Here is a 17,482-nt window from a genome sequence, read left to right on the forward strand (position 1 = left end):
GGGCGGGGGGCAGGGGCATGTGGGCTTCAGCGTGCGGGCTCGAAAAAACAAAAAGCCGCCGGGAGAACCGGGCGGCTTGGCGTGCGTCGGACGAAAGTGGAACAGCGGTGGACGGGGAAGATGCCCGAAGACATACAAACCACTATACACCTTCCACATGTCGCCGAAAGCTCGGCGTGACGGTGGGGCAGCGAGGTGTCGCTGCGCCGCACCATCGGTGGATCAGGCGGCCTTCTTGAGTGTCTTGACCGCCTTGAGCACTTCTTCCACGTGGCCGGGCACCTTCAAGCCGCGCCATTCCTGGCGCAATACGCCGTCGGGGCCGATCAGGAAGGTGCTGCGCTCGATGCCCTTGACCTTCTTGCCGTACATGATCTTGTTCTTGACCACGCCGAACATGTGACACATCTTTTCCTCGGTGTCGGCGATGAGCTCGAAGGGCAGTTCGAGCTTGGCCTTGAAGTCGTCGTGCGACTTCATGTTGTCGCGCGAGACGCCGAACACCTGAGCGCCGGCCTTGACAAAGTCCTTGTACTTGTCGCGGAACTGCATGGCCTCGGTGGTGCAGCCGGGCGTGTTGTCCTTGGGGTAGAAATACAGCACGAGCGTCTGCCCGAGGTGGCTCTGGTGGCTGACCTTGATGCCGCCGGTGGCCTGGGATTCGAACTCGGGGATGGGTTTGTTGACAACGACGGCCATGCTGTGGAGACCCCTGACGTAAGTGGATGGTGTTGCGTTGGCTGCCCGGCGGGCCAGACCGGCGCTCCGTATGCATACGGAAGGTCTGGCCGGGCAACAACCCGCTATTTTACCTCTTTGAGGCCCCGATTACCCAGATATGGACGGGGATCCACCTTCTTGTAGGAGGGCTGCGGCTACGCGCCGCCCCTCGCCGGCCAGGATGTTGTAGGTGCGGCAGGCGGCCGCGGTGTCCATGGTTTCGACGCCGATGCCGCGTTCGAGCAGGCTTCGCAGCAGGCGGGGCGCAACAAACCGCAGCCGCGAACCACTGCCGAAGAGGACCAGCTCGGGCTTGACGCCCGCCGGCTCGACAAGTTCCTCGAAGTGGGCCGGGGTCAGGTCCTCGAGGCGCTGGCAGTTCCAGGGCCGCAATTGCCCCGCCGCCGTCAGCACCACGCTGGTCACGTGCCGTTCGCCGTTGACGGCCACCCAGCCCTCGCCGATGGAGGTGATGGCGAGTTGATGGGGCGTGTCGGCGTGCAGTTTCATGGGGCGTTCGCGCCCTGGTCGGGTCGGGGAACTGTGGTCAAATTGCCGGTTTGCTCGTGGCCGGCATGGCTTCCATCTTAGCCTTGCGCGCCGCGTTCCCGTCGTCGGAGGGACTTTGAAGACCATCCAGAAATCCGCCAAGCTCGCCAACGTCTGCTACGACATCCGCGGTCCCATCATGGACGCGGCGCGGCAGATGGAGGAAGAGGGCCACAAGATCATCAAGCTCAACATCGGCAACCTGGCGGTGTTCGGCTTCGATGCGCCCGAGGAAATCCAGCAGGACATGATCCGCAACCTGCCCAATTCGGCGGGTTATTCCGACAGCAAGGGCATCTTCGCGGCACGCAAGGCGGTGATGCACGAGACCCAGTTGCAGGGCATCAAGGGCGTCACGCTCGACGACATCTACCTCGGCAACGGCGCGAGCGAGCTCATCGTGATGGCCACCAATGCGCTGCTCGACGACGGCGACGAGCTGTTGCTGCCGGCCCCCGACTACCCGCTGTGGACGGCGGCGACCAGCCTGTCGGGCGGCACGCCGGTGCACTACATGTGCGAGGAATCCAGGGGCTGGATGCCCGACATCGACGACATCCGCCGCAAGATCACGCCGGCCACCAAGGGCATCGTGGTGATCAATCCGAACAATCCCACGGGTGCGCTCTATTCGAAGGAGTTGCTGCAGCAGATCGTCGCCATCGCGCGCGAGCACGGCCTGGTGATCTTCGCCGACGAGGTTTACGACAAGGTGCTGTACGACGACGTGAAGCACGTGCCGATCGGCAGCCTGTCGGAGGACGTGCTCACGCTTACCTTCAACTCGCTGTCCAAGAGCTACCGCTCCTGCGGTTACCGCGCCGGCTGGCTGGTGGTGTCGGGCGACAAGAAGCCCGCCAAGGACTACATCGAGGGCCTGAACATGCTCTCGAACATGCGCCTGTGCGCCAACGTGCCGGGCCAGTGGGCGATCCAGACCGCACTGGGCGGCTACCAGAGCATCAACGACCTGGTGCAGGAAGGCGGGCGCCTGCGCCGCCAGCGCGACCTGGCCTACGAACTCATCACGGCGATCCCGGGGGTGAGTTGCGTCAAGCCACAGGCGGCGCTCTACATGTTTCCCAAGCTCGATCCGGCGATGTACCCCGTGCAGGACGACCAGCAGATGTTCCTGGAGCTGCTGCAGGAAACGCGCGTGATGCTGGTGCAGGGCTCGGGCTTCAACTACCCCGACAACCAGCACTTCCGCATCGTCTTTCTGCCGCACGAGGACGACCTGCGCGAGGCCATCGGCCGCGTCGCGCGCTTCCTCGAACACTGGCGAAAACGCCACGGCAACTGAGTTTTCTTATCTGACCGACCGATGAAACCGATTCAAGTGGGCCTGCTGGGCATTGGCACCGTGGGCAGCGGCACCTTCAACGTGCTGCAACGCAACCAGGAAGAGATCCGCCGCCGCGCCGGCCGCGGCATCCAGATCACCATGGTGGCCGATCTCGACGTGGCGCGCGCCAGGGCCGTGGTAGGTGAGGGCGTTGCCGTCGTGAGCGACGCGCGCGAGGTGATCGCCAACCCCGACATCGACATCGTGATCGAGCTCATCGGCGGCTACGGCATCGCCAAGGCGCTGGTAATGGAGGCCATCTCGGCCGGCAAGCACGTGGTCACGGCCAACAAGGCCCTGCTGGCGGTGCACGGCACCGAAATCTTCGCCGCCGCCTCGGCGCGTGGCGTGATCGTGGCCTTCGAGGCCGCCGTGGCGGGGGGCATCCCCATCATCAAGGCGCTGCGCGAAGGCCTGTCGGCCAACCACATCGAGTGGATCGCCGGCATCATCAACGGCACCACCAACTTCATCCTCTCCGAGATGCGCGACAAGGGGCTCGACTTCGAGGTCGTGCTCAAGGAAGCGCAGCGCCTGGGCTACGCCGAGGCCGACCCGACCTTCGATATCGAGGGTGTGGACGCCGCGCACAAGGCGACCATCATGAGTGCCATTGCGTTCGGCATCCCGGTGCAGTTCGACAAGGCACACGTCGAGGGCATCACGAAACTGTCGGCCACCGACATCCGCTACGCCGAGCAACTGGGCTACCGCATCAAGCTGCTGGGTATTACCAAACGCGCACCCAAGGGAATCGAGTTGCGCGTGCATCCCAGTTTGGTGCCGGCCAAGCGCCTGCTCGCCAATGTAGAGGGCGCGATGAACGCGGTGGTGGTGCATGGCGACGCCGTCGGCACCACGCTGTACTACGGCAAGGGCGCTGGCAGCGAGCCCACGGCCAGCGCCGTCATCGCCGATCTGGTGGACGTGACGCGCCTGCACACCGCCGACCCGCACCACCGCGTGCCGCACCTGGCGTTCCAGCCCGACGCCATGAGCGACCTGCCGGTGTTGCCGATGAGCGAGGTGGTCACCAGCTACTACCTGCGCATGCGCGTGGCCGACGAGGCCGGCGTGCTGGCCAAGGTCACCGGCGTGCTTGCGCTCAACGGCATCAGCATCGACGCCGTGCTGCAGCGCGAGGCCGACGAGGTGGGTGGCGAGGGTGCCACCAGCACCGATCTGATCATCCTCACGCACGACACGCGCGAAGGCACCATGGACAAGGTGCTGGCCGAGCTGCAAGCCCTGCCCACCGTGCTCTCGCCCATCGTGCGCATCCGCAAGGAAGAGCTCCGCTGATGCGCTACCTGTCCACGCGTGGCCACGCCGACCGCAAGCGCTTCTGCGAGATCCTGCTCGAAGGCCTGGCGCCCGACGGCGGCCTGTACCTGCCCGAGCGCTACCCGCAGGTGGACGCCGCCGCGCTGCAGCGCCTGCGCGCGGTGTTCAACGAAGGCAAGCCCGGCGGCTACGCGGCACTGGCCTTCGAGATCCTCTCGCTCTACATCGACGATATTCCCGCGGCCGATCTGCGCGCGATCTGCGAGCGCACCTACACCGAGGCCGTGTTCGCCAACCCGGCCATCGTGCCGCTCAAGCAGCTTGACGACGGCTTCTACCTCGAAGCCCTGTCCAACGGACCCACGCTGGCCTTCAAGGACATGGCCATGCAGTTGCTGGGCCAGTTGTTCGAGTACGAACTCGGCCGTCGCGGTGAGGAACTCAACATCCTGGGCGCCACCAGCGGTGACACGGGCAGCGCGGCCGAACACGCCATGAAGGGCAAGCGCGGCGTGCGTGTGTTCATGCTCAGCCCACACGGACGCATGAGCCCCTTCCAACAGGCACAGATGTTCAGCCTGACGGACCCGAACATCCACAACATCGCCATCGAAGGCGTGTTCGACGACTGCCAGGACATCGTCAAGGCTGTCAGCAACGACCTCGACTTCAAGCGCCGCCACAAGATCGGCACGGTCAACTCCATCAACTGGGCGCGCCTGCTGGCCCAGGTGGTCTATTACTTTGCCGGCTACTTTCAGGCCACGGGCGGCGATGACCAGCGCGTGAGCTTTACCGTGCCCAGCGGCAATTTCGGCAACGTTTGCGCCGGCCACGTGGCGCGCCAGATGGGCCTGCCCATCCACCGCCTGGTGGTGGCCACGAACGAGAACGACGTGCTCGACGAGTTCTTCCGCACCGGCATGTACCGCGTGCGCGGCAGCGCCGACACGCACGAGACCTCCAGCCCGTCCATGGACATCTCCAAGGCGAGCAACTTCGAGCGCTTCGTCTTCGACCTCGTGGGCCGCAACCCGGCGCGCTGCAAGGCCTTGTTCGCCGACGCGCTCCCGCGCGAGGGCCGCTTCGACCTCAGCGGCGACCCGGTTTTCGCCGAGGCCGCTGCGCACTACGGTTTCCTGAGCGGGCGCAGCACCCACGCCGACCGCCTGGCCACCATCCGCGACGTCGATCGCCGCTTCGCCGTGGTGATCGACACCCACACCGCCGATGGCGTGAAAGTGGCGCGTGAGCACATGGAGCCGGGCGTACCCATGGTGGTGCTGGAAACCGCGCTGCCAATCAAATTCGCCGAGACCATCGTCGAGGCCCTGGGCCACGAGCCCGAGCGCCCGGCCGCCTACGCGGGCATCGAGTCCTTGCCCAAGCGCGTGACCGTGATGCCGTCCGACGTGGAGCGCGTCAAGGCCTACATCGCCGAGCGCACCGCGGCTGCATGAACGTCGTCGGCTTCGCGGGCTTCTCCGGTTCGGGCAAGACCACGCTGGTCGAGCAACTCATCCCGGCCCTGCGATTGCGTGGCCTGCGCGTGTCGGTCATCAAGCACGCGCACCACAGCTTCGACATCGACCATCCCGGCAAGGACACCTGGCGCCACCGCGAGGCGGGCGCGGTCGAAATCGTGGCCGCCTCGCCGCGCCGCATGGTGGTCATGCGCGAGTTCGAGACCGAGGCCACGCACGACGTGCACGCGCTCATCGCGCGGCTCAGCGCCGAGGTGGACTGGGTGCTGGTCGAGGGCTTCAAGGCCAGCAGCCTGCCCAAGGTCGAGGTCTGGCGCGAGGCCAGCGGCCAGCCGGTGATTTACCCTTCGCAAGCGCAGGTGCTGGCCATCGCCACCGACAGCCCCGGCGCCTTGCCCGAGCCACCCGCACGGCCCGTGCTGGATTTGAACGCCCCCGATGACGTGGCCGCGTGGCTGGTCGACAATGCCAGCCGGTTCCACTACAGCCCACCCGACAAGCCATGAACGCCCCGGCCCGCGCGCCCCTGATGGCCCTGGACGACGCCCTGGCCGCCTTGCTCGGCCGCGCCGCGCCCCTGAACGAAACCGAATCGGTGCCCACCTTCGACGCCGTGGGCCGCGTGCTCGCGCAAGACCTGGTGAGCGCCCTGCAGGTGCCACCCCAGGACAACTCCTCCATGGACGGCTACGCGGTGCGCCGCGCCGACGTGACGGAAAAGGGCGTGGTGCTGCCCATCAGCCAGCGCATACCCGCTGGCCACGCGGGCGAACCGCTGCAGCCCGGCACCTGCGCGCGCATCTTCACCGGCGCGCCCATGCCCGAGGGCGCCGACGCCGTGGTGATGCAGGAGGACACGCGCGAGGTTGGTGGTGACCTGCACGCCGTGCACATCGATGCGATTCCCGAACCCGGCCAGTGGGTGCGCCGCAGCGGCGAAGACGTGACGCGTGGTGCCACCGTGCTCGCGCGCGGCCAGCGCCTGGACGAGGGCGCGCTGGGCCTGGCGGCCAGCCTGGGCCTGGCGCATCTCACGGTGCTGCGCCGCCCGCGCGTGGCCCTGTTTTCCACCGGCGACGAACTCGTGATGCCCGGTGAGGTGCCGCCCGAGGCCATGAAGCCCGGCGCCATCTACAACTCCAACCGCTTCTTCCTGCGCGCGCTGCTGCAGCGCTTCGGCTGCGAGGTGAGCGATCTCGGCATCGTCCCCGACAAGCGCGAGGCCACGTTGGCCGCATTGAAGACGGCGGCCGACCACCACGACCTGATCCTCACCAGCGGCGGGGTGTCGGTGGGTGAAGAGGACCACATCAAGCCCTCGGTGCAGCAACTCGGCGGGCTCGACCTCTGGCAGATCGCCATGAAACCGGGCAAGCCCTTCGCCTATGGCCACGTGCGGCGCGACGCCGGTGCGGGTGCCGACGCGACGAAGTCTTGCCACTTCATCGGCCTGCCGGGCAACCCCGTGTCCAGCTACGTCACCTTCCTGCTGCTGGTGCGACCCTTCCTGCTCAAGCTGCAGGGCGTGACCGACGCCGCGGCCCTGCGCCTGCCGCCCGCCACGCCGCTGCGCGCCGACTTCAGCCTGCCGCGCGCCGACAAGCGCCGCGAGTTCCTTCGCGCGCGCCGCCATGGCGACGGTGGCGTCAAGCTCTTTCCCAACCAGAGCTCGGGCGTGCTCACGTCGGTGGTCTGGGCCGATGGCCTCGTCGACAACCCCTCCGGCACCACCATTGCGCCCGGCGACACCGTGCGCTTCATCGCCCTGTCGGACCTGCTCGCATGAACACCATCCAGCTGCGCTACTTCGCCTCCATCCGCGAGGCCATCGGCACCGGCACCGAGCGCCTGAGCACGGCGGCGCCGACGCTGGCGGCGCTGCGCGATGAACTCATCGCGCGCGGTGGCGCGCACGCGGAGGCGCTGGCGCGCGGCAAGGCCGTGCGCGTCTCGCTCAACCAGGCCATGGCCGACGAATCCGCCGCGCTCGCCGACGGCGCCGAGGTGGCTTTCTTCCCGCCCGTCACCGGGGGATGAACGTGGCCAGCCGCGTCTCCATCCAGACCGCCGACTTCGACTTGAGCACCGAGGTCGCCCGCCTGCGCGAGCAGGACAAGGGCGTGGGCGCCGTGTGCAGCTTCATCGGCACGGTGCGCGACCGCAACGACGGCCAATCCGTCAGTGCGATGGAGCTGGAGCACTACCCGGGCATGACCGAAAAGGCCGTCGAGGCCATGATCGACGAGGCCTTCCGCCGCTTCCAGATCCTGGGCGCGCGGGTCATCCACCGCGTGGGGCCGCTGCAGCCGCTCGACCAGATCGTGCTGGTGGTCGTCAGCTCGGCGCACCGGGGCCAGAGCTTCCAGGCCTGCGAGTTTTTGATGGACTACCTCAAGACCCAGGCGCCGTTCTGGAAGAAGGAAGAGACGCCGGAGGGCGCGCGTTGGGTCGACGCCCGCGTGAGCGACGATGCGGCCCTGGCCCGCTGGGGCATCCAGGCGGGCAACGCCTGAAGGGCTGGCCATGGGCCCCGCCGCCGTTGAGGCCATCGAACGCAACACGGTCCAGGCCGTGGCACCGGAGCAAGTGGACGAGGGCCTGCCCGGCTGGTTGCTGCCCATGGACCGCGGCACCGTGGGGCGTGCGCAGTGCGCGGTGCCGCTGTCGCACGCGGCGCCCGATCCGGCCCTCATCGACACCATCGCCGAGCGCTACCGCGCGCGTGGCTTCGCGGTGGCCTGGCGCCTGCCCGACTTGCCCGAGTGGGGCGCCTTCGTCGAAACCCTTGGCGAGCGCGGTTTCACCCGCACCCAGCCCACGCAAACCCACATCGCCGAGGCCGCCGAACTGTTGAGGCGCCTGCCGGACCCGCCGCAGGGCATCGAATTGCGTCTGGCAGACACGCCCGATGCGGCATGGCTGGCCATGTTCCTCGGTGAAGGCCTGGACCCGGTGGATGGCGCCAGCCGCTCACGCGCGCTCTCGCGCGCCGTCGGCACGCGCTTTGCCAGTCTGAACGAAGCAGGTCACACCTTGGCCTGTGGCGCCGCGAGCTTCAGCCACGGCTGGCTGGGGGTACATGGCATGCGGACGGCTGCGCGCCAGCGCGGGCGCGGATTGGCGGGCATGGTGTTGCGCGCCATGGCCGGCGAAGCACTGCGCCGGGGCATCCCGCGCGTGTTCCTGCAGGTCACGGCCGACAACGCGCCGGCGCTGGCGCTCTACCAGCGTGCGGGCTTCCAACTGGCCTGGTCGTACGCGTATTGGCGGCGCTGACGCCGCTGGCCCTGCGGCTTGACGCGGATCAAGGTCGCGGCATTGGCGCCGTTCAGGCCCGCCTTGAGCCTTGAAAATGGCCCCATCGCCGCCATGTGCACCGCAATCCACTTTCCGGAGCGCCCCTCTCATGCGTCTCGACAAGCTCACCACCAAATTCCAGGAAGCCCTGGGCGACGCCCAATCGCTCGCCCTGGGCAACGACCACGCGTACATCGAACCGGTGCACCTGCTGCTGGCCATGCTGCGCCAGGCCGACGGTCCGGTCTCTATCCTGCAGCGCGCCGGCGTCAACGTGCCCGGCCTCACGCAAGCGGCCGAGGCAGGCGTCAAGCGCCTGCCCCAGGTGCAAGGGCAGGAGCAGGTGCAGGTCGGTCAGGAGCTGGCCAAGCTGCTGCAGGCCACCGAGAAGGAGTCCATCAAGCGCGGCGATGCTTTCGTCGCGAGTGAGCTCTTCCTGCTCGCCGTGGCCGACGCCAAGGGCGAGCTGGGCCGCATCGCCAACGAGAACGGCCTCTCGCGCAAGAGCCTCGAATCGGCCATCGCCGCCGTGCGCGGTGGCCAACAGGTGGACAGCCCGGAGGCCGAAGGCCAGCGCGAGGCGCTCAAGAAGTACACGATGGACCTGACCGAGCGCGCCCGCGCCGGCAAGCTCGACCCGGTGATCGGCCGCGACGACGAGATCCGCCGCGCCATCCAGGTGCTGCAGCGGCGCAGCAAGAACAACCCGGTGTTGATCGGTGAACCCGGCGTGGGCAAGACCGCCATCGTCGAGGGCCTGGCCCAGCGCATCGTGGCCGGCGAGGTGCCCGACAGCCTGAAGGGCAAGCGCGTGCTGAGCCTGGACATGGCCGCGCTGCTGGCCGGCGCCAAGTACCGCGGCGAGTTCGAGGAGCGCCTCAAGAGCGTGCTGCACGAGCTGGCCAAGGACGAGGGCCAGACCATCGTCTTCATCGACGAACTGCACACCATGGTGGGCGCCGGCAAGGCCGAGGGCGCCATGGACGCCGGCAACATGCTCAAGCCCGCGCTGGCGCGTGGCGAACTGCACTGCGTGGGCGCCACCACGCTCGACGAGTACCGCAAGTACATCGAAAAGGACGCCGCGCTGGAGCGCCGCTTCCAGAAGATCCTGGTGGACGAGCCCAGCGTGGAAGCCACCATCGCCATCCTGCGTGGCCTGCAAGAGAAGTACGAGGTGCACCACGGCGTGGAGATCACCGACCCGGCCATCGTGGCCGCGGCCGAACTCAGCCACCGCTACATCACCGACCGTTTCCTGCCCGACAAGGCCATCGACCTGATCGACGAGGCCGCGGCCAAGATCAAGATCGAGATCGACTCCAAGCCCGAGGCCATGGACCGGCTGGACCGCCGACTGATCCAGTTGCAGATCGAGCGCGAGGCGATCAAGAAAGAAACCGACGAGGCCTCGCAGAAGCGCCTGGGGCTCATCGACGTCGAGATCGATCGGCTCAAGCGCGAGTTGGCCGATCTGGAGGAGATCTGGAAGGCCGAGAAGGCCCAGGCCCAGGGCTCGGCCCAGGTGAAGGAAGAGATCGACAAGCTGCGCCACCAGATCGAGGAGTTCACCCGCAAGGGCGACTTCAACAAAGTGGCCGAGCTGCAATACGGCAAGCTGCCCGAGCTGGAAAAGCGCCTGAAGGACGCGCAAGCCGCCGAGACCGGCAAGAAGGACGCGGGCCGCCCGCAGCTGCTGCGCACCCAGGTCGGCGCCGAAGAGATCGCCGAGGTGGTGGCGCGCGCCACGGGCATTCCCGTGAGCAAGCTCATGCAGGGCGAGCGCGACAAGCTGCTGCAGATGGAAGACAAGCTGCACCAGCGCGTGGTGGGGCAGGACGAGGCCATCAGCGCCGTGGCCAATGCCATCCGCCGCTCGCGCTCGGGCCTGTCCGACCCGAACCGGCCCACCGGCTCCTTCCTGTTCCTGGGCCCCACCGGCGTGGGCAAGACCGAGTTGTGCAAGGCGCTGGCCGGCTTCCTGTTCGACAGCGAAGAGCACCTGGTGCGCATCGACATGAGCGAGTTCATGGAGAAGCACTCGGTCGCGCGCCTGATTGGTGCGCCGCCCGGCTACGTGGGCTACGAGGAGGGCGGCTACCTCACCGAAGCGGTGCGCCGCAAACCCTATTCGGTGCTGCTGCTCGACGAGGTGGAGAAGGCCCACCCCGACGTCTTCAACGTGCTGCTGCAGGTGCTGGACGACGGCCGCCTGACCGACGGCCAGGGCCGCACCGTGGACTTCAAGAACACCGTGATCGTGATGACGAGCAACATCGGCTCGCACATGATCCAGTCCATGGTGGGCCAGCCCTACGACGAGGTGAAGGAGGCCGTGTGGGGCGAGCTCAAAGGCTACTTCCGGCCCGAGTTCCTCAACCGCATCGATGAAACGGTGGTGTTCCACGCGCTGGATGCGAAGAACATCGAGGCGATCGCCGCCATCCAGCTCAAGGCGCTGCAGGCGCGCCTGCACAAGATGGACCTGAGCCTGGACGTGTCGCCCGCGGCCCTGGGCGAACTCGCCAAGGTCGGCTTCGACCCGGTGTTCGGCGCCCGCCCGCTCAAGCGCGCGATCCAGCAGCGCATCGAGAACCCGCTCTCCAAGCTGCTGCTGGAGGGACGCTACCCGCCCAAGTCGGTCATTCCGGTCGGCGTGGACCCGGTGCGCAACCCCGGGGTGTTCGAGTTCGGCGAACCGGTGGCGATGGACTGAGCTCGGCCGGGGCGGCGCTCAGGCCGCTTCGTCGTCCGCCTCGGCCAGCACCGGCACCTGGGTGTTTTGCAGATAGCCCTGCGCGGCCAGCTCGTGTGCGAGGTCGCGCACGTCCTCGCCCAGCAGGCGCGAGAGTTCGCGCAGGCTGCGCCGGCCGTTGGCCATCAGCAGCAGGGTGTGCGCCCGGCGGTCCAGCCCGTCGGGGCGGGCCAGCGCCTCCCAGGCGCGCGGCGTCTTCGTGTACAGCTTGCCTTCCATGTCCCGATGAGGATGCACCAGCGGCGTGACCTCGCGATGAAAGCACGCCTGGCCGTGAGACAAATTCAAGAATTGGGCCAGGGGTCGTTCCCGCCGTCCGGCACCCTGGGCTGACCGATCGGAGCCCCAGGGGCTACCCCTGTCAGGAAATCCGCCGATCACCACATCGATCACATCCGCGGCGGCTATAACCGTGACCTGCATCACGTGATGCTTTCGTCACATGATGGTCGCCGCTCTCCTGGCCCCTTTGCCCCCATGACCGTTCCCTCTCCTTTGCTGGAGCAGTGCTTCGAGGAAGCCATCCGCCACGCGGCCCCCATGCTGGGTCGCTGCATCGACGTGGCCGTCTCGTCCCTGCAGAACGAGGAGAAGGAGATGCGCGAAGTGGCCGCCCGGGACCGCGCGGCGCGGTCCTGGTTCGCGCTGCTCAAACACCGCAACGCCTGGGGGCCCAGCTTCGCGCAGCGCCTGAAGGCCGCGTTGCGCACCGGGTACAACGAAGGCAATACCTCCAGCCTGGCGTTGCTGTCCAACACCGAACTGCTCGCCCTGGTGGACGACAACGCGGTGGCCGAGTCGATCGAATCCGCCAAGCTGCTGCAGAACCTGCTGCCCGAGGTGGAGCAGGCCCTGGCCGTGCTGGACGCGCGCATGAGCTCGCTGATCGGCCTGGACACCGTGCACGCCGAGAAGAACCCGCTGCGCCCCTCGGTGTATGTGCGGGTGCTGCGCGAACTGCTGGCCGCCAGCGAGAACGACGCCGAAGTGCGCACCCTGTGGATGCGCCACCTGGCCCCGGTGCTGGGGCGCGAACTGCGCGGCCTGTACGAAAACCTGGCGCTGATGCTGCAGCGGGCCAACGTGCAGGAGGCCAGCTACCGCGTGCGCCTGGTCGCCGACCCGCAAGCCTCGCGGCCCACGCCGCCCAAGCGCGACCTGCTCGACTTCGAATTCACCCCGGGCGGCATGGCCACCGAAGGCCACGCGCCCGCGCCGGCGCAGCCCGCCTACGGCTTCATGCCGGCCATGGGCGACCTGGCCCGCGCCCACCCGACCATCGACCACGACGTGATGCAGCAGTTCCTGCAGCACGGTGGCGAGGAGTTCGAGCAGTCGCTGGACGAGCAGTACTACCGCCAGCTTGACCGCGAGATGGCGGCGGTGAAGGCCGAGGCGGCGCTGCCCGTGCTCGACGACGTGGTGCTGGAGGAAGAGCGCACGCGCTTTCGCGACCTGCCGGTGGTGGACCGTCCAGCGCGCGGCGTCAGCATCGGCTCGCAGCTCAACCAGCAGGACTGGGGCGACTTCGCCAGCGCCGTGCGGCGCTCGCGCGAGCTGCTCGACCTCAAGCGCCAGGCCCGCTCGGTGGGCCAGGCAGTGGGCCTGGACGTGGTGCGCAAGCTGGTCAACCAGGTTGCGCGCGACCCGCTGCTGCTGGCGCCGGTGCGCGAGGCCGTGGTGGCGCTGGAGCCCGCGCTGCTCAACCAGGCGCTCACGCAGCCGCGCTACTTCAACGAAGACGCCCACCCCGCGCGCCGCCTCGTCGAAAGCGTGGCGCAGCGCAGCTTCCGCTACAACGACGAATTCAGCGAGGAGTTCGAGTCCTTCTTCGGCCCGGTGCGCGACGCGTTCCGCCAGCTCAACGAACGCGCCAGCAAGGAGCCCAAGGCCTTCGGCGAGATGCTGGAGAAGCTGCGCGGCCACTGGCGTTCGCAGGACGACCGCGAGCAGCAGCAGCAACAGGAGCGCCTGCATGCCCTGCGGCACGCCGAGGAGCGCCAGGCCCTGGCCGACCGCATCGCCTGGGACCTGAGCCAGCGCGCCGACGTGGAGAACGCGCCGGGCTTCATCCTTGATTTCGTCTACGGCAGTTGGGCGCTGGTGCTGGCGCAGGCCGAGATGGGCCTGCCCGACAGCCAGAACGACCTCAACGCCTACCGCAAGGCCGTCACCGACCTGCTCTGGAGCATCCGCAAGGAAGTGACCCTGCGCCGCCCGGCCGACCTGTTCCGCATCATTCCGGGCCTCATCAAGACCCTGCACCAGGGCCTGGACGCCCTGGGCAAGACCCGCGACGAAACCAAGCCATTCTTCGACGCGCTGATGCGCCTGCACGAGCCCGTGCTGGGCCTGCGCCGTGCCAAGGTGCGCAGCGACTCCGGCCATTCCGACCCGATCCCGCTTGAGCAGATCGTCGATCCGACCGTGTTCGACGAATTCGCGCCGGCCACGCCCGAGCAGCGCCTGCCCAAGGCCGCCGCGCAGCCCTGGCTGGGCCAGAAGGAGCTGGCCGAGGCCGGCTTCGAAGACACCCTGGCCTCCGACCTTGGCGGCCTGCACGGCGAGGTCGATTCCGACAGCATGCCGCTGGGCGGGGAGGGCGAGGCGCTCGACGCCGAGCAACTGCTGATGTCGCTGCGCGAAGGCACCTGGGTCGACCTCTACTCGCACGGCGAATGGCTGCGCGCCCAGCTCATCTGGGCCAGCACGCGCGGCACGCTGTTCATGTTCACCAGCCGGGGCGGGCGCGCCCACTCCATGACCAAGCGCGTGTGTGTGCGGCTCATCCGCAACCGCTGGCTGCGCCCGGTCGAGGCCCGGCCGGTGGTGCAGACGGCGCTGGAATCGGTGTTGGCGTCGGGCGCGCCCCCGGTTCTCGAGCCGGTCAGCGTGCAGTAACCGTCCGCGCACCCGCCTGGCGCGGGCTGGGTACCATCTCGGCCCATGACTTCCGCTGCCGCCGCCCTGGGCACGCTGCCCCCTGCCAAGCCCGCCCCGCTCAAGCAAGACGCCGCCGTCATCGGCCTGGTTGGCCTGGCGCACGGCACGTCCCACTTCTCCCACATGCTGCTGGCGCCGCTGTTCCCGGTGTTCATCCGCGACTTCGGCCTGGGCTTCGCCGACGTGGGCCTGCTCATGACGGTGTTCTTCGTCATCTCGGGCATTGGCCAGGCGGCCTCGGGCTTTCTCGTCGACCGCGTGGGCGCGCGCCCGGTGCTGTTCGCGGCCATCAGCTGCTTCCTGGCCGCTTCGCTGGTGGCCTCGCAGGCCACGGGTTACTGGGGCCTGATGGCAGTGGCCGTGCTCGCGGGCATCGGCAACGCGCCCTTCCACCCCTGCGACTTCACCATCCTCAACCAGCGCGTCTCGAACGAGCGCCTGGGCCACGCCTTCAGCGTGCATGGCGTCACCGGCAGCCTGGGCTGGGCGCTGGCGCCCGTGTTCCTGGTCGGCATCACCAGCCTGAGCGACTGGCGCACCGCCTATTACTCGGCGGCGCTGCTCTACCTGGGTGTGCTGGCGCTGCTCTGGTGGCAGCGCGACAAGCTGCTGACCCAGGTGGTGGTGCGCGCGCCCGCGGAGAGCGGCGCGCCCGCCGGCAAGGACCTGGACTTCCTCAAGCTGCCCGTGGTGTGGTGGTGCTTCGCCTTCTTCCTGCTGTCCACCATGACCCTGGCCGTGGTGCAGAGCTTCGTGCCCTCCATCCTGCAGGCGGTCTATGGCACCTCGATGGAGGCCGCCACCCTCACCGTCAGCGCCTACATGCTGTGCTCGGCCGTCGGCATGTTCGTGGGCGGCTTCGTCGCGGTCTACGGCCAGCGCCGCCAGATCAGCAGCGACACCGTGCTGGCCTGGGGCATGGGCCTGGGCGCGTTGCTGATGCTGCTCTGCGCCACCGGCTGGTTCGGCGAAGTCGGCACGATGGTGGTGCTGGCCATCACGGGCTTTGCACTCGGCGTGGCCGGGCCCAGCCGAGACCTGCTCATCAAGCGCGCCACCCCCAAGGGCGCCACCGGCCGCGTGTATGGCACGGTCTATTCGGGCCTGGACGTGGGCTTCGCGCTCTCGCCGCTGGTGTTCGGCGTGTTGATGGACCACGGCTGGTACGCGGCCACGCTGGCCGGAGGCGCCGTGGTGCTGGCCTTGTCGGCCTACGCCGCGCTGGGCGTGGGCAAACGGGTGGCGGCATGAGTACCTTGGCCGGCCACCTCCTCGTCGAATGCCTGATCGAGCAGGGCGTCACCCACGCCTTCGGCGTGCCGGGCGAGAGCTTCCTCGCCGTGCTCGACGGCTTCCATGCGCACGCGGACCGCATCCGCTTCGTCACCAACCGGCAGGAGGGCGGTGCCGCCTTCATGGCCGAGGCCCAGGGCAAGCTCACTGGCCGCCCGGGTGTCTGCTTCGTCACGCGCGGGCCGGGCGCCACCAACGCCTCCATCGGCGTGCACACGGCCTTCCAGGACAGCACGCCCATGGTGCTGTTCGTGGGCGACGTGGCCAGCGACGCCCGCGACCGCGAGGCCTTCCAGGAAGTCGACTTCGCCGCCTTCTTCGGTCCGTCCACCAAAGGCATGGCCAAGCGCGTCGAGCGCATCGACGACGCCCGCCGCATCCCCGAGTACGTGGCGCGCGCCTTCGCCACCGCCATGAATGGCCGCCCCGGCCCGGTGGTGCTGGTGCTGCCCGAGGACATGCTCACGCACGAGGTGGACACCGCGCCCTTGCCGCGCGTGGAGCCCGTGCAGGCCTGGAGCGACCCGGGCGCGCTGCGCGAGCTGCGCACCCTGCTGCTGGCGGCCGAGCGGCCGCTCGTCATCGCCGGTGGCGGCGGCTGGACGCCGCAGAGCGCCGCCGCGCTGCAGCGCTTCGCTGAAGCCTGGCGTCTGCCCGTGGCCAACGCCTTCCGCTTCCAGGACTGCTTCGACAACCACCACCCGCAGTACGCGGGCGACGTCGGTCTGGGCATCAACCCCGCGCTGGCGCGCCGAGTGCGCGAAAGCGACCTGCTCATCGCCCTGGGCCCGCGCCTGGGCGAAAGCACCACGGGTGGCTACACGCTCATCGAAGCGCCCGTGCCCAAGCAGAAGCTGGTGCACGTTCACGCCAGCGCCGAGGAACTGCACCGCGTCTACCAGCCCACGCTCGCCATCCAGGCCAGCATGAACGCCGCCGCGCGCAGCCTGGAGGTGCTGAGCCCGCCACCCAGCCTGCCCTGGGCCGACTGGACGGACGCCTGCCACGCCGACTACCTCGCCAACATCGACCCGGCCAACGGGGGCGTGCAACTGCCCGGGCCCATCGACATGCCCGCCATCGTGCACACCCTGCAGCGCCTGCTGCCGGCCGACGCCGTGCTCACCAATGGCGCGGGCAACTTCGCGAGCTGGCTGCACCGCTTCTACCGCTACCCCGGCCTGGTGCGCGGCCACAAGACGCAACTGGCGCCCACCAACGGCGCCATGGGCTACGGCGTACCGGCCGGCATCGCCGCGTCCATCCTCACCGGCCGCACCGCCTTCACCATCGCGGGCGACGGCGACTTCCTCATGAACGGGCAGGAGCTGGCCACCGCCGTGCAGCACGGCGCGCGCAGCATCGTGCTGCTGCTGGACAACGGCACCTACGGCACCATCCGCATGCACCAGGAGCGCGAATACCCCGCGCGGGTGAGCGGCTCCAACCTCAACAACCCCGACTTCGGGGCCCTGGCGCGCGCCTACGGCTACGCCAGCGAGCGCGTGGAATGCACGGCCGACTTCGAGCCCGCGCTGCAGCGCGCGCTGGCGCACCCGGGCGGCACGGTCATCGTGGTGCCGCTCTCGCCCGAGGTGATCACCACCCGGGGCACGCTCACGGCGATCCGCGAAGCCGCCCAGAAACGCTGAACCACCCCCGGCCCCGGGGGGTGGAATGTGAATACATCACAGGTTTAGACCCCAACACGGCACAGTATCCAACGCCTGTCAGTGAAAAACTTTCCGTCATACGGAGGTATTCATATGCGACAGGCAACTGACACGGTTTGGGGGAGCAACACGCAGTTTT

General features: G+C 68.4%; 15 protein-coding genes. 12 read left to right on the top strand and 3 right to left on the bottom strand.

Annotation, left to right across the window (positions count from 1 at the left end; translation table 11 throughout):
• Positions 1–222: 222 nt before the first annotated feature.
• Complete coding sequence (locus BN948_RS12965) at positions 223–699, bottom strand: peroxiredoxin (protein ID WP_009520647.1); 477 nt, start codon at positions 697–699, stop codon at positions 223–225.
• A gap of 129 nt (positions 700–828) precedes the next feature.
• Positions 829–1,230 (bottom strand): Mth938-like domain-containing protein, encoded by a 402-nt coding sequence (locus tag BN948_RS12970; RefSeq protein WP_009520648.1) that lies wholly within the window; start codon positions 1,228–1,230, stop codon positions 829–831.
• Between the two features lie 115 nt (positions 1,231–1,345).
• Here BN948_RS12970 and BN948_RS12975 point away from each other — a divergent pair, with 115 nt between their 5' ends.
• The 9 genes from BN948_RS12975 to clpB all read left to right on the top strand — a co-directional run bounded on the left by BN948_RS12975 (position 1,346) and on the right by clpB (position 11,395).
• Positions 1,346–2,572: a pyridoxal phosphate-dependent aminotransferase gene (locus tag BN948_RS12975; protein WP_009520649.1), complete on the top strand. Its 1,227-nt coding sequence runs from the start codon at positions 1,346–1,348 to the stop codon at positions 2,570–2,572.
• Positions 2,573–2,593: 21 nt separating this feature from the next.
• Positions 2,594–3,916, top strand: coding sequence for a homoserine dehydrogenase (locus tag BN948_RS12980; RefSeq protein ID WP_009520650.1), 1,323 nt, complete (start codon positions 2,594–2,596; stop codon positions 3,914–3,916).
• On the top strand, positions 3,916–5,358 hold the full coding sequence (gene thrC / locus BN948_RS12985; RefSeq protein WP_009520651.1) for a threonine synthase: 1,443 nt from the start codon (positions 3,916–3,918) through the stop codon (positions 5,356–5,358). Before BN948_RS12980 ends, thrC begins: the two co-directional genes overlap by 1 nt.
• Entirely contained in the window at positions 5,355–5,888 is a 534-nt protein-coding gene (gene mobB / locus BN948_RS12990) for a molybdopterin-guanine dinucleotide biosynthesis protein B (RefSeq protein WP_009520652.1), read from the top strand. The genes thrC and mobB overlap by 4 nt, the downstream gene beginning before the upstream one ends.
• Positions 5,885–7,168: a molybdopterin molybdotransferase MoeA gene (locus BN948_RS12995; protein ID WP_009520653.1), complete on the top strand. Its 1,284-nt coding sequence runs from the start codon at positions 5,885–5,887 to the stop codon at positions 7,166–7,168. The genes mobB and BN948_RS12995 overlap by 4 nt, the downstream gene beginning before the upstream one ends.
• Positions 7,165–7,419 (top strand): MoaD/ThiS family protein, encoded by a 255-nt coding sequence (locus tag BN948_RS13000; protein ID WP_009520654.1) that lies wholly within the window; start codon positions 7,165–7,167, stop codon positions 7,417–7,419. Before BN948_RS12995 ends, BN948_RS13000 begins: the two co-directional genes overlap by 4 nt.
• Complete coding sequence (gene moaE / locus BN948_RS13005) at positions 7,416–7,895, top strand: molybdopterin synthase catalytic subunit MoaE (protein ID WP_009520655.1); 480 nt, start codon at positions 7,416–7,418, stop codon at positions 7,893–7,895. The genes BN948_RS13000 and moaE overlap by 4 nt, the downstream gene beginning before the upstream one ends.
• Positions 7,896–7,905: 10 nt before the next feature.
• Entirely contained in the window at positions 7,906–8,658 is a 753-nt protein-coding gene (locus tag BN948_RS13010) for a GNAT family N-acetyltransferase (RefSeq protein ID WP_009520656.1), read from the top strand.
• Between the two features lie 130 nt (positions 8,659–8,788).
• On the top strand, positions 8,789–11,395 hold the full coding sequence (gene clpB / locus BN948_RS13015) for an ATP-dependent chaperone ClpB (RefSeq protein WP_009520657.1): 2,607 nt from the start codon (positions 8,789–8,791) through the stop codon (positions 11,393–11,395).
• Between the two features lie 18 nt (positions 11,396–11,413).
• Here clpB and BN948_RS13020 read toward each other — a convergent pair whose 3' ends face one another.
• On the bottom strand, positions 11,414–11,653 hold the full coding sequence (locus tag BN948_RS13020; protein ID WP_009520658.1) for a hypothetical protein: 240 nt from the start codon (positions 11,651–11,653) through the stop codon (positions 11,414–11,416).
• Between the two features lie 258 nt (positions 11,654–11,911).
• On the opposite strand from BN948_RS13020, the gene BN948_RS13025 reads away from it, so the two are divergent.
• The 3 genes from BN948_RS13025 to BN948_RS13035 are packed head-to-tail and all read left to right on the top strand — an operon-like array spanning position 11,912 to position 17,322.
• Complete coding sequence (locus BN948_RS13025) at positions 11,912–14,335, top strand: DUF1631 family protein (protein ID WP_009520659.1); 2,424 nt, start codon at positions 11,912–11,914, stop codon at positions 14,333–14,335.
• Between the two features lie 45 nt (positions 14,336–14,380).
• Entirely contained in the window at positions 14,381–15,628 is a 1,248-nt protein-coding gene (locus BN948_RS13030; RefSeq protein ID WP_009520660.1) for an MFS transporter, read from the top strand.
• Positions 15,625–17,322: a thiamine pyrophosphate-binding protein gene (locus BN948_RS13035; RefSeq protein WP_009520661.1), complete on the top strand. Its 1,698-nt coding sequence runs from the start codon at positions 15,625–15,627 to the stop codon at positions 17,320–17,322. Before BN948_RS13030 ends, BN948_RS13035 begins: the two co-directional genes overlap by 4 nt.
• The last annotated feature ends 160 nt before the right edge of the window (positions 17,323–17,482 follow it).

Origin of the sequence: Hydrogenophaga intermedia, from assembly GCF_000723405.1 — a bacterium.
GTDB classification, from domain to species: Bacteria; Pseudomonadota; Gammaproteobacteria; order Burkholderiales; family Burkholderiaceae_C; genus Hydrogenophaga; species Hydrogenophaga intermedia.

Coding starts and splice junctions, on each gene's coding strand:
- BN948_RS13035 (WP_009520661.1), top strand. CDS start 15,625: ATGAGTACCTTGGCCGGCCACCTCCTCGTCGAATGCCTGATCGAGCAG.
- BN948_RS12980 (WP_009520650.1), top strand. CDS start 2,594: ATGAAACCGATTCAAGTGGGCCTGCTGGGCATTGGCACCGTGGGCAGC.
- BN948_RS13000 (WP_009520654.1), top strand. CDS start 7,165: ATGAACACCATCCAGCTGCGCTACTTCGCCTCCATCCGCGAGGCCATC.
- BN948_RS12995 (WP_009520653.1), top strand. CDS start 5,885: ATGAACGCCCCGGCCCGCGCGCCCCTGATGGCCCTGGACGACGCCCTG.
- BN948_RS13010 (WP_009520656.1), top strand. CDS start 7,906: ATGGGCCCCGCCGCCGTTGAGGCCATCGAACGCAACACGGTCCAGGCC.
- BN948_RS13030 (WP_009520660.1), top strand. CDS start 14,381: ATGACTTCCGCTGCCGCCGCCCTGGGCACGCTGCCCCCTGCCAAGCCC.
- thrC (WP_009520651.1), top strand. CDS start 3,916: ATGCGCTACCTGTCCACGCGTGGCCACGCCGACCGCAAGCGCTTCTGC.
- BN948_RS12965 (WP_009520647.1), bottom strand. CDS start 699: ATGGCCGTCGTTGTCAACAAACCCATCCCCGAGTTCGAATCCCAGGCC.
- mobB (WP_009520652.1), top strand. CDS start 5,355: ATGAACGTCGTCGGCTTCGCGGGCTTCTCCGGTTCGGGCAAGACCACG.
- BN948_RS13025 (WP_009520659.1), top strand. CDS start 11,912: ATGACCGTTCCCTCTCCTTTGCTGGAGCAGTGCTTCGAGGAAGCCATC.
- moaE (WP_009520655.1), top strand. CDS start 7,416: ATGAACGTGGCCAGCCGCGTCTCCATCCAGACCGCCGACTTCGACTTG.
- BN948_RS13020 (WP_009520658.1), bottom strand. CDS start 11,653: ATGGAAGGCAAGCTGTACACGAAGACGCCGCGCGCCTGGGAGGCGCTG.
- BN948_RS12970 (WP_009520648.1), bottom strand. CDS start 1,230: ATGAAACTGCACGCCGACACGCCCCATCAACTCGCCATCACCTCCATC.
- clpB (WP_009520657.1), top strand. CDS start 8,789: ATGCGTCTCGACAAGCTCACCACCAAATTCCAGGAAGCCCTGGGCGAC.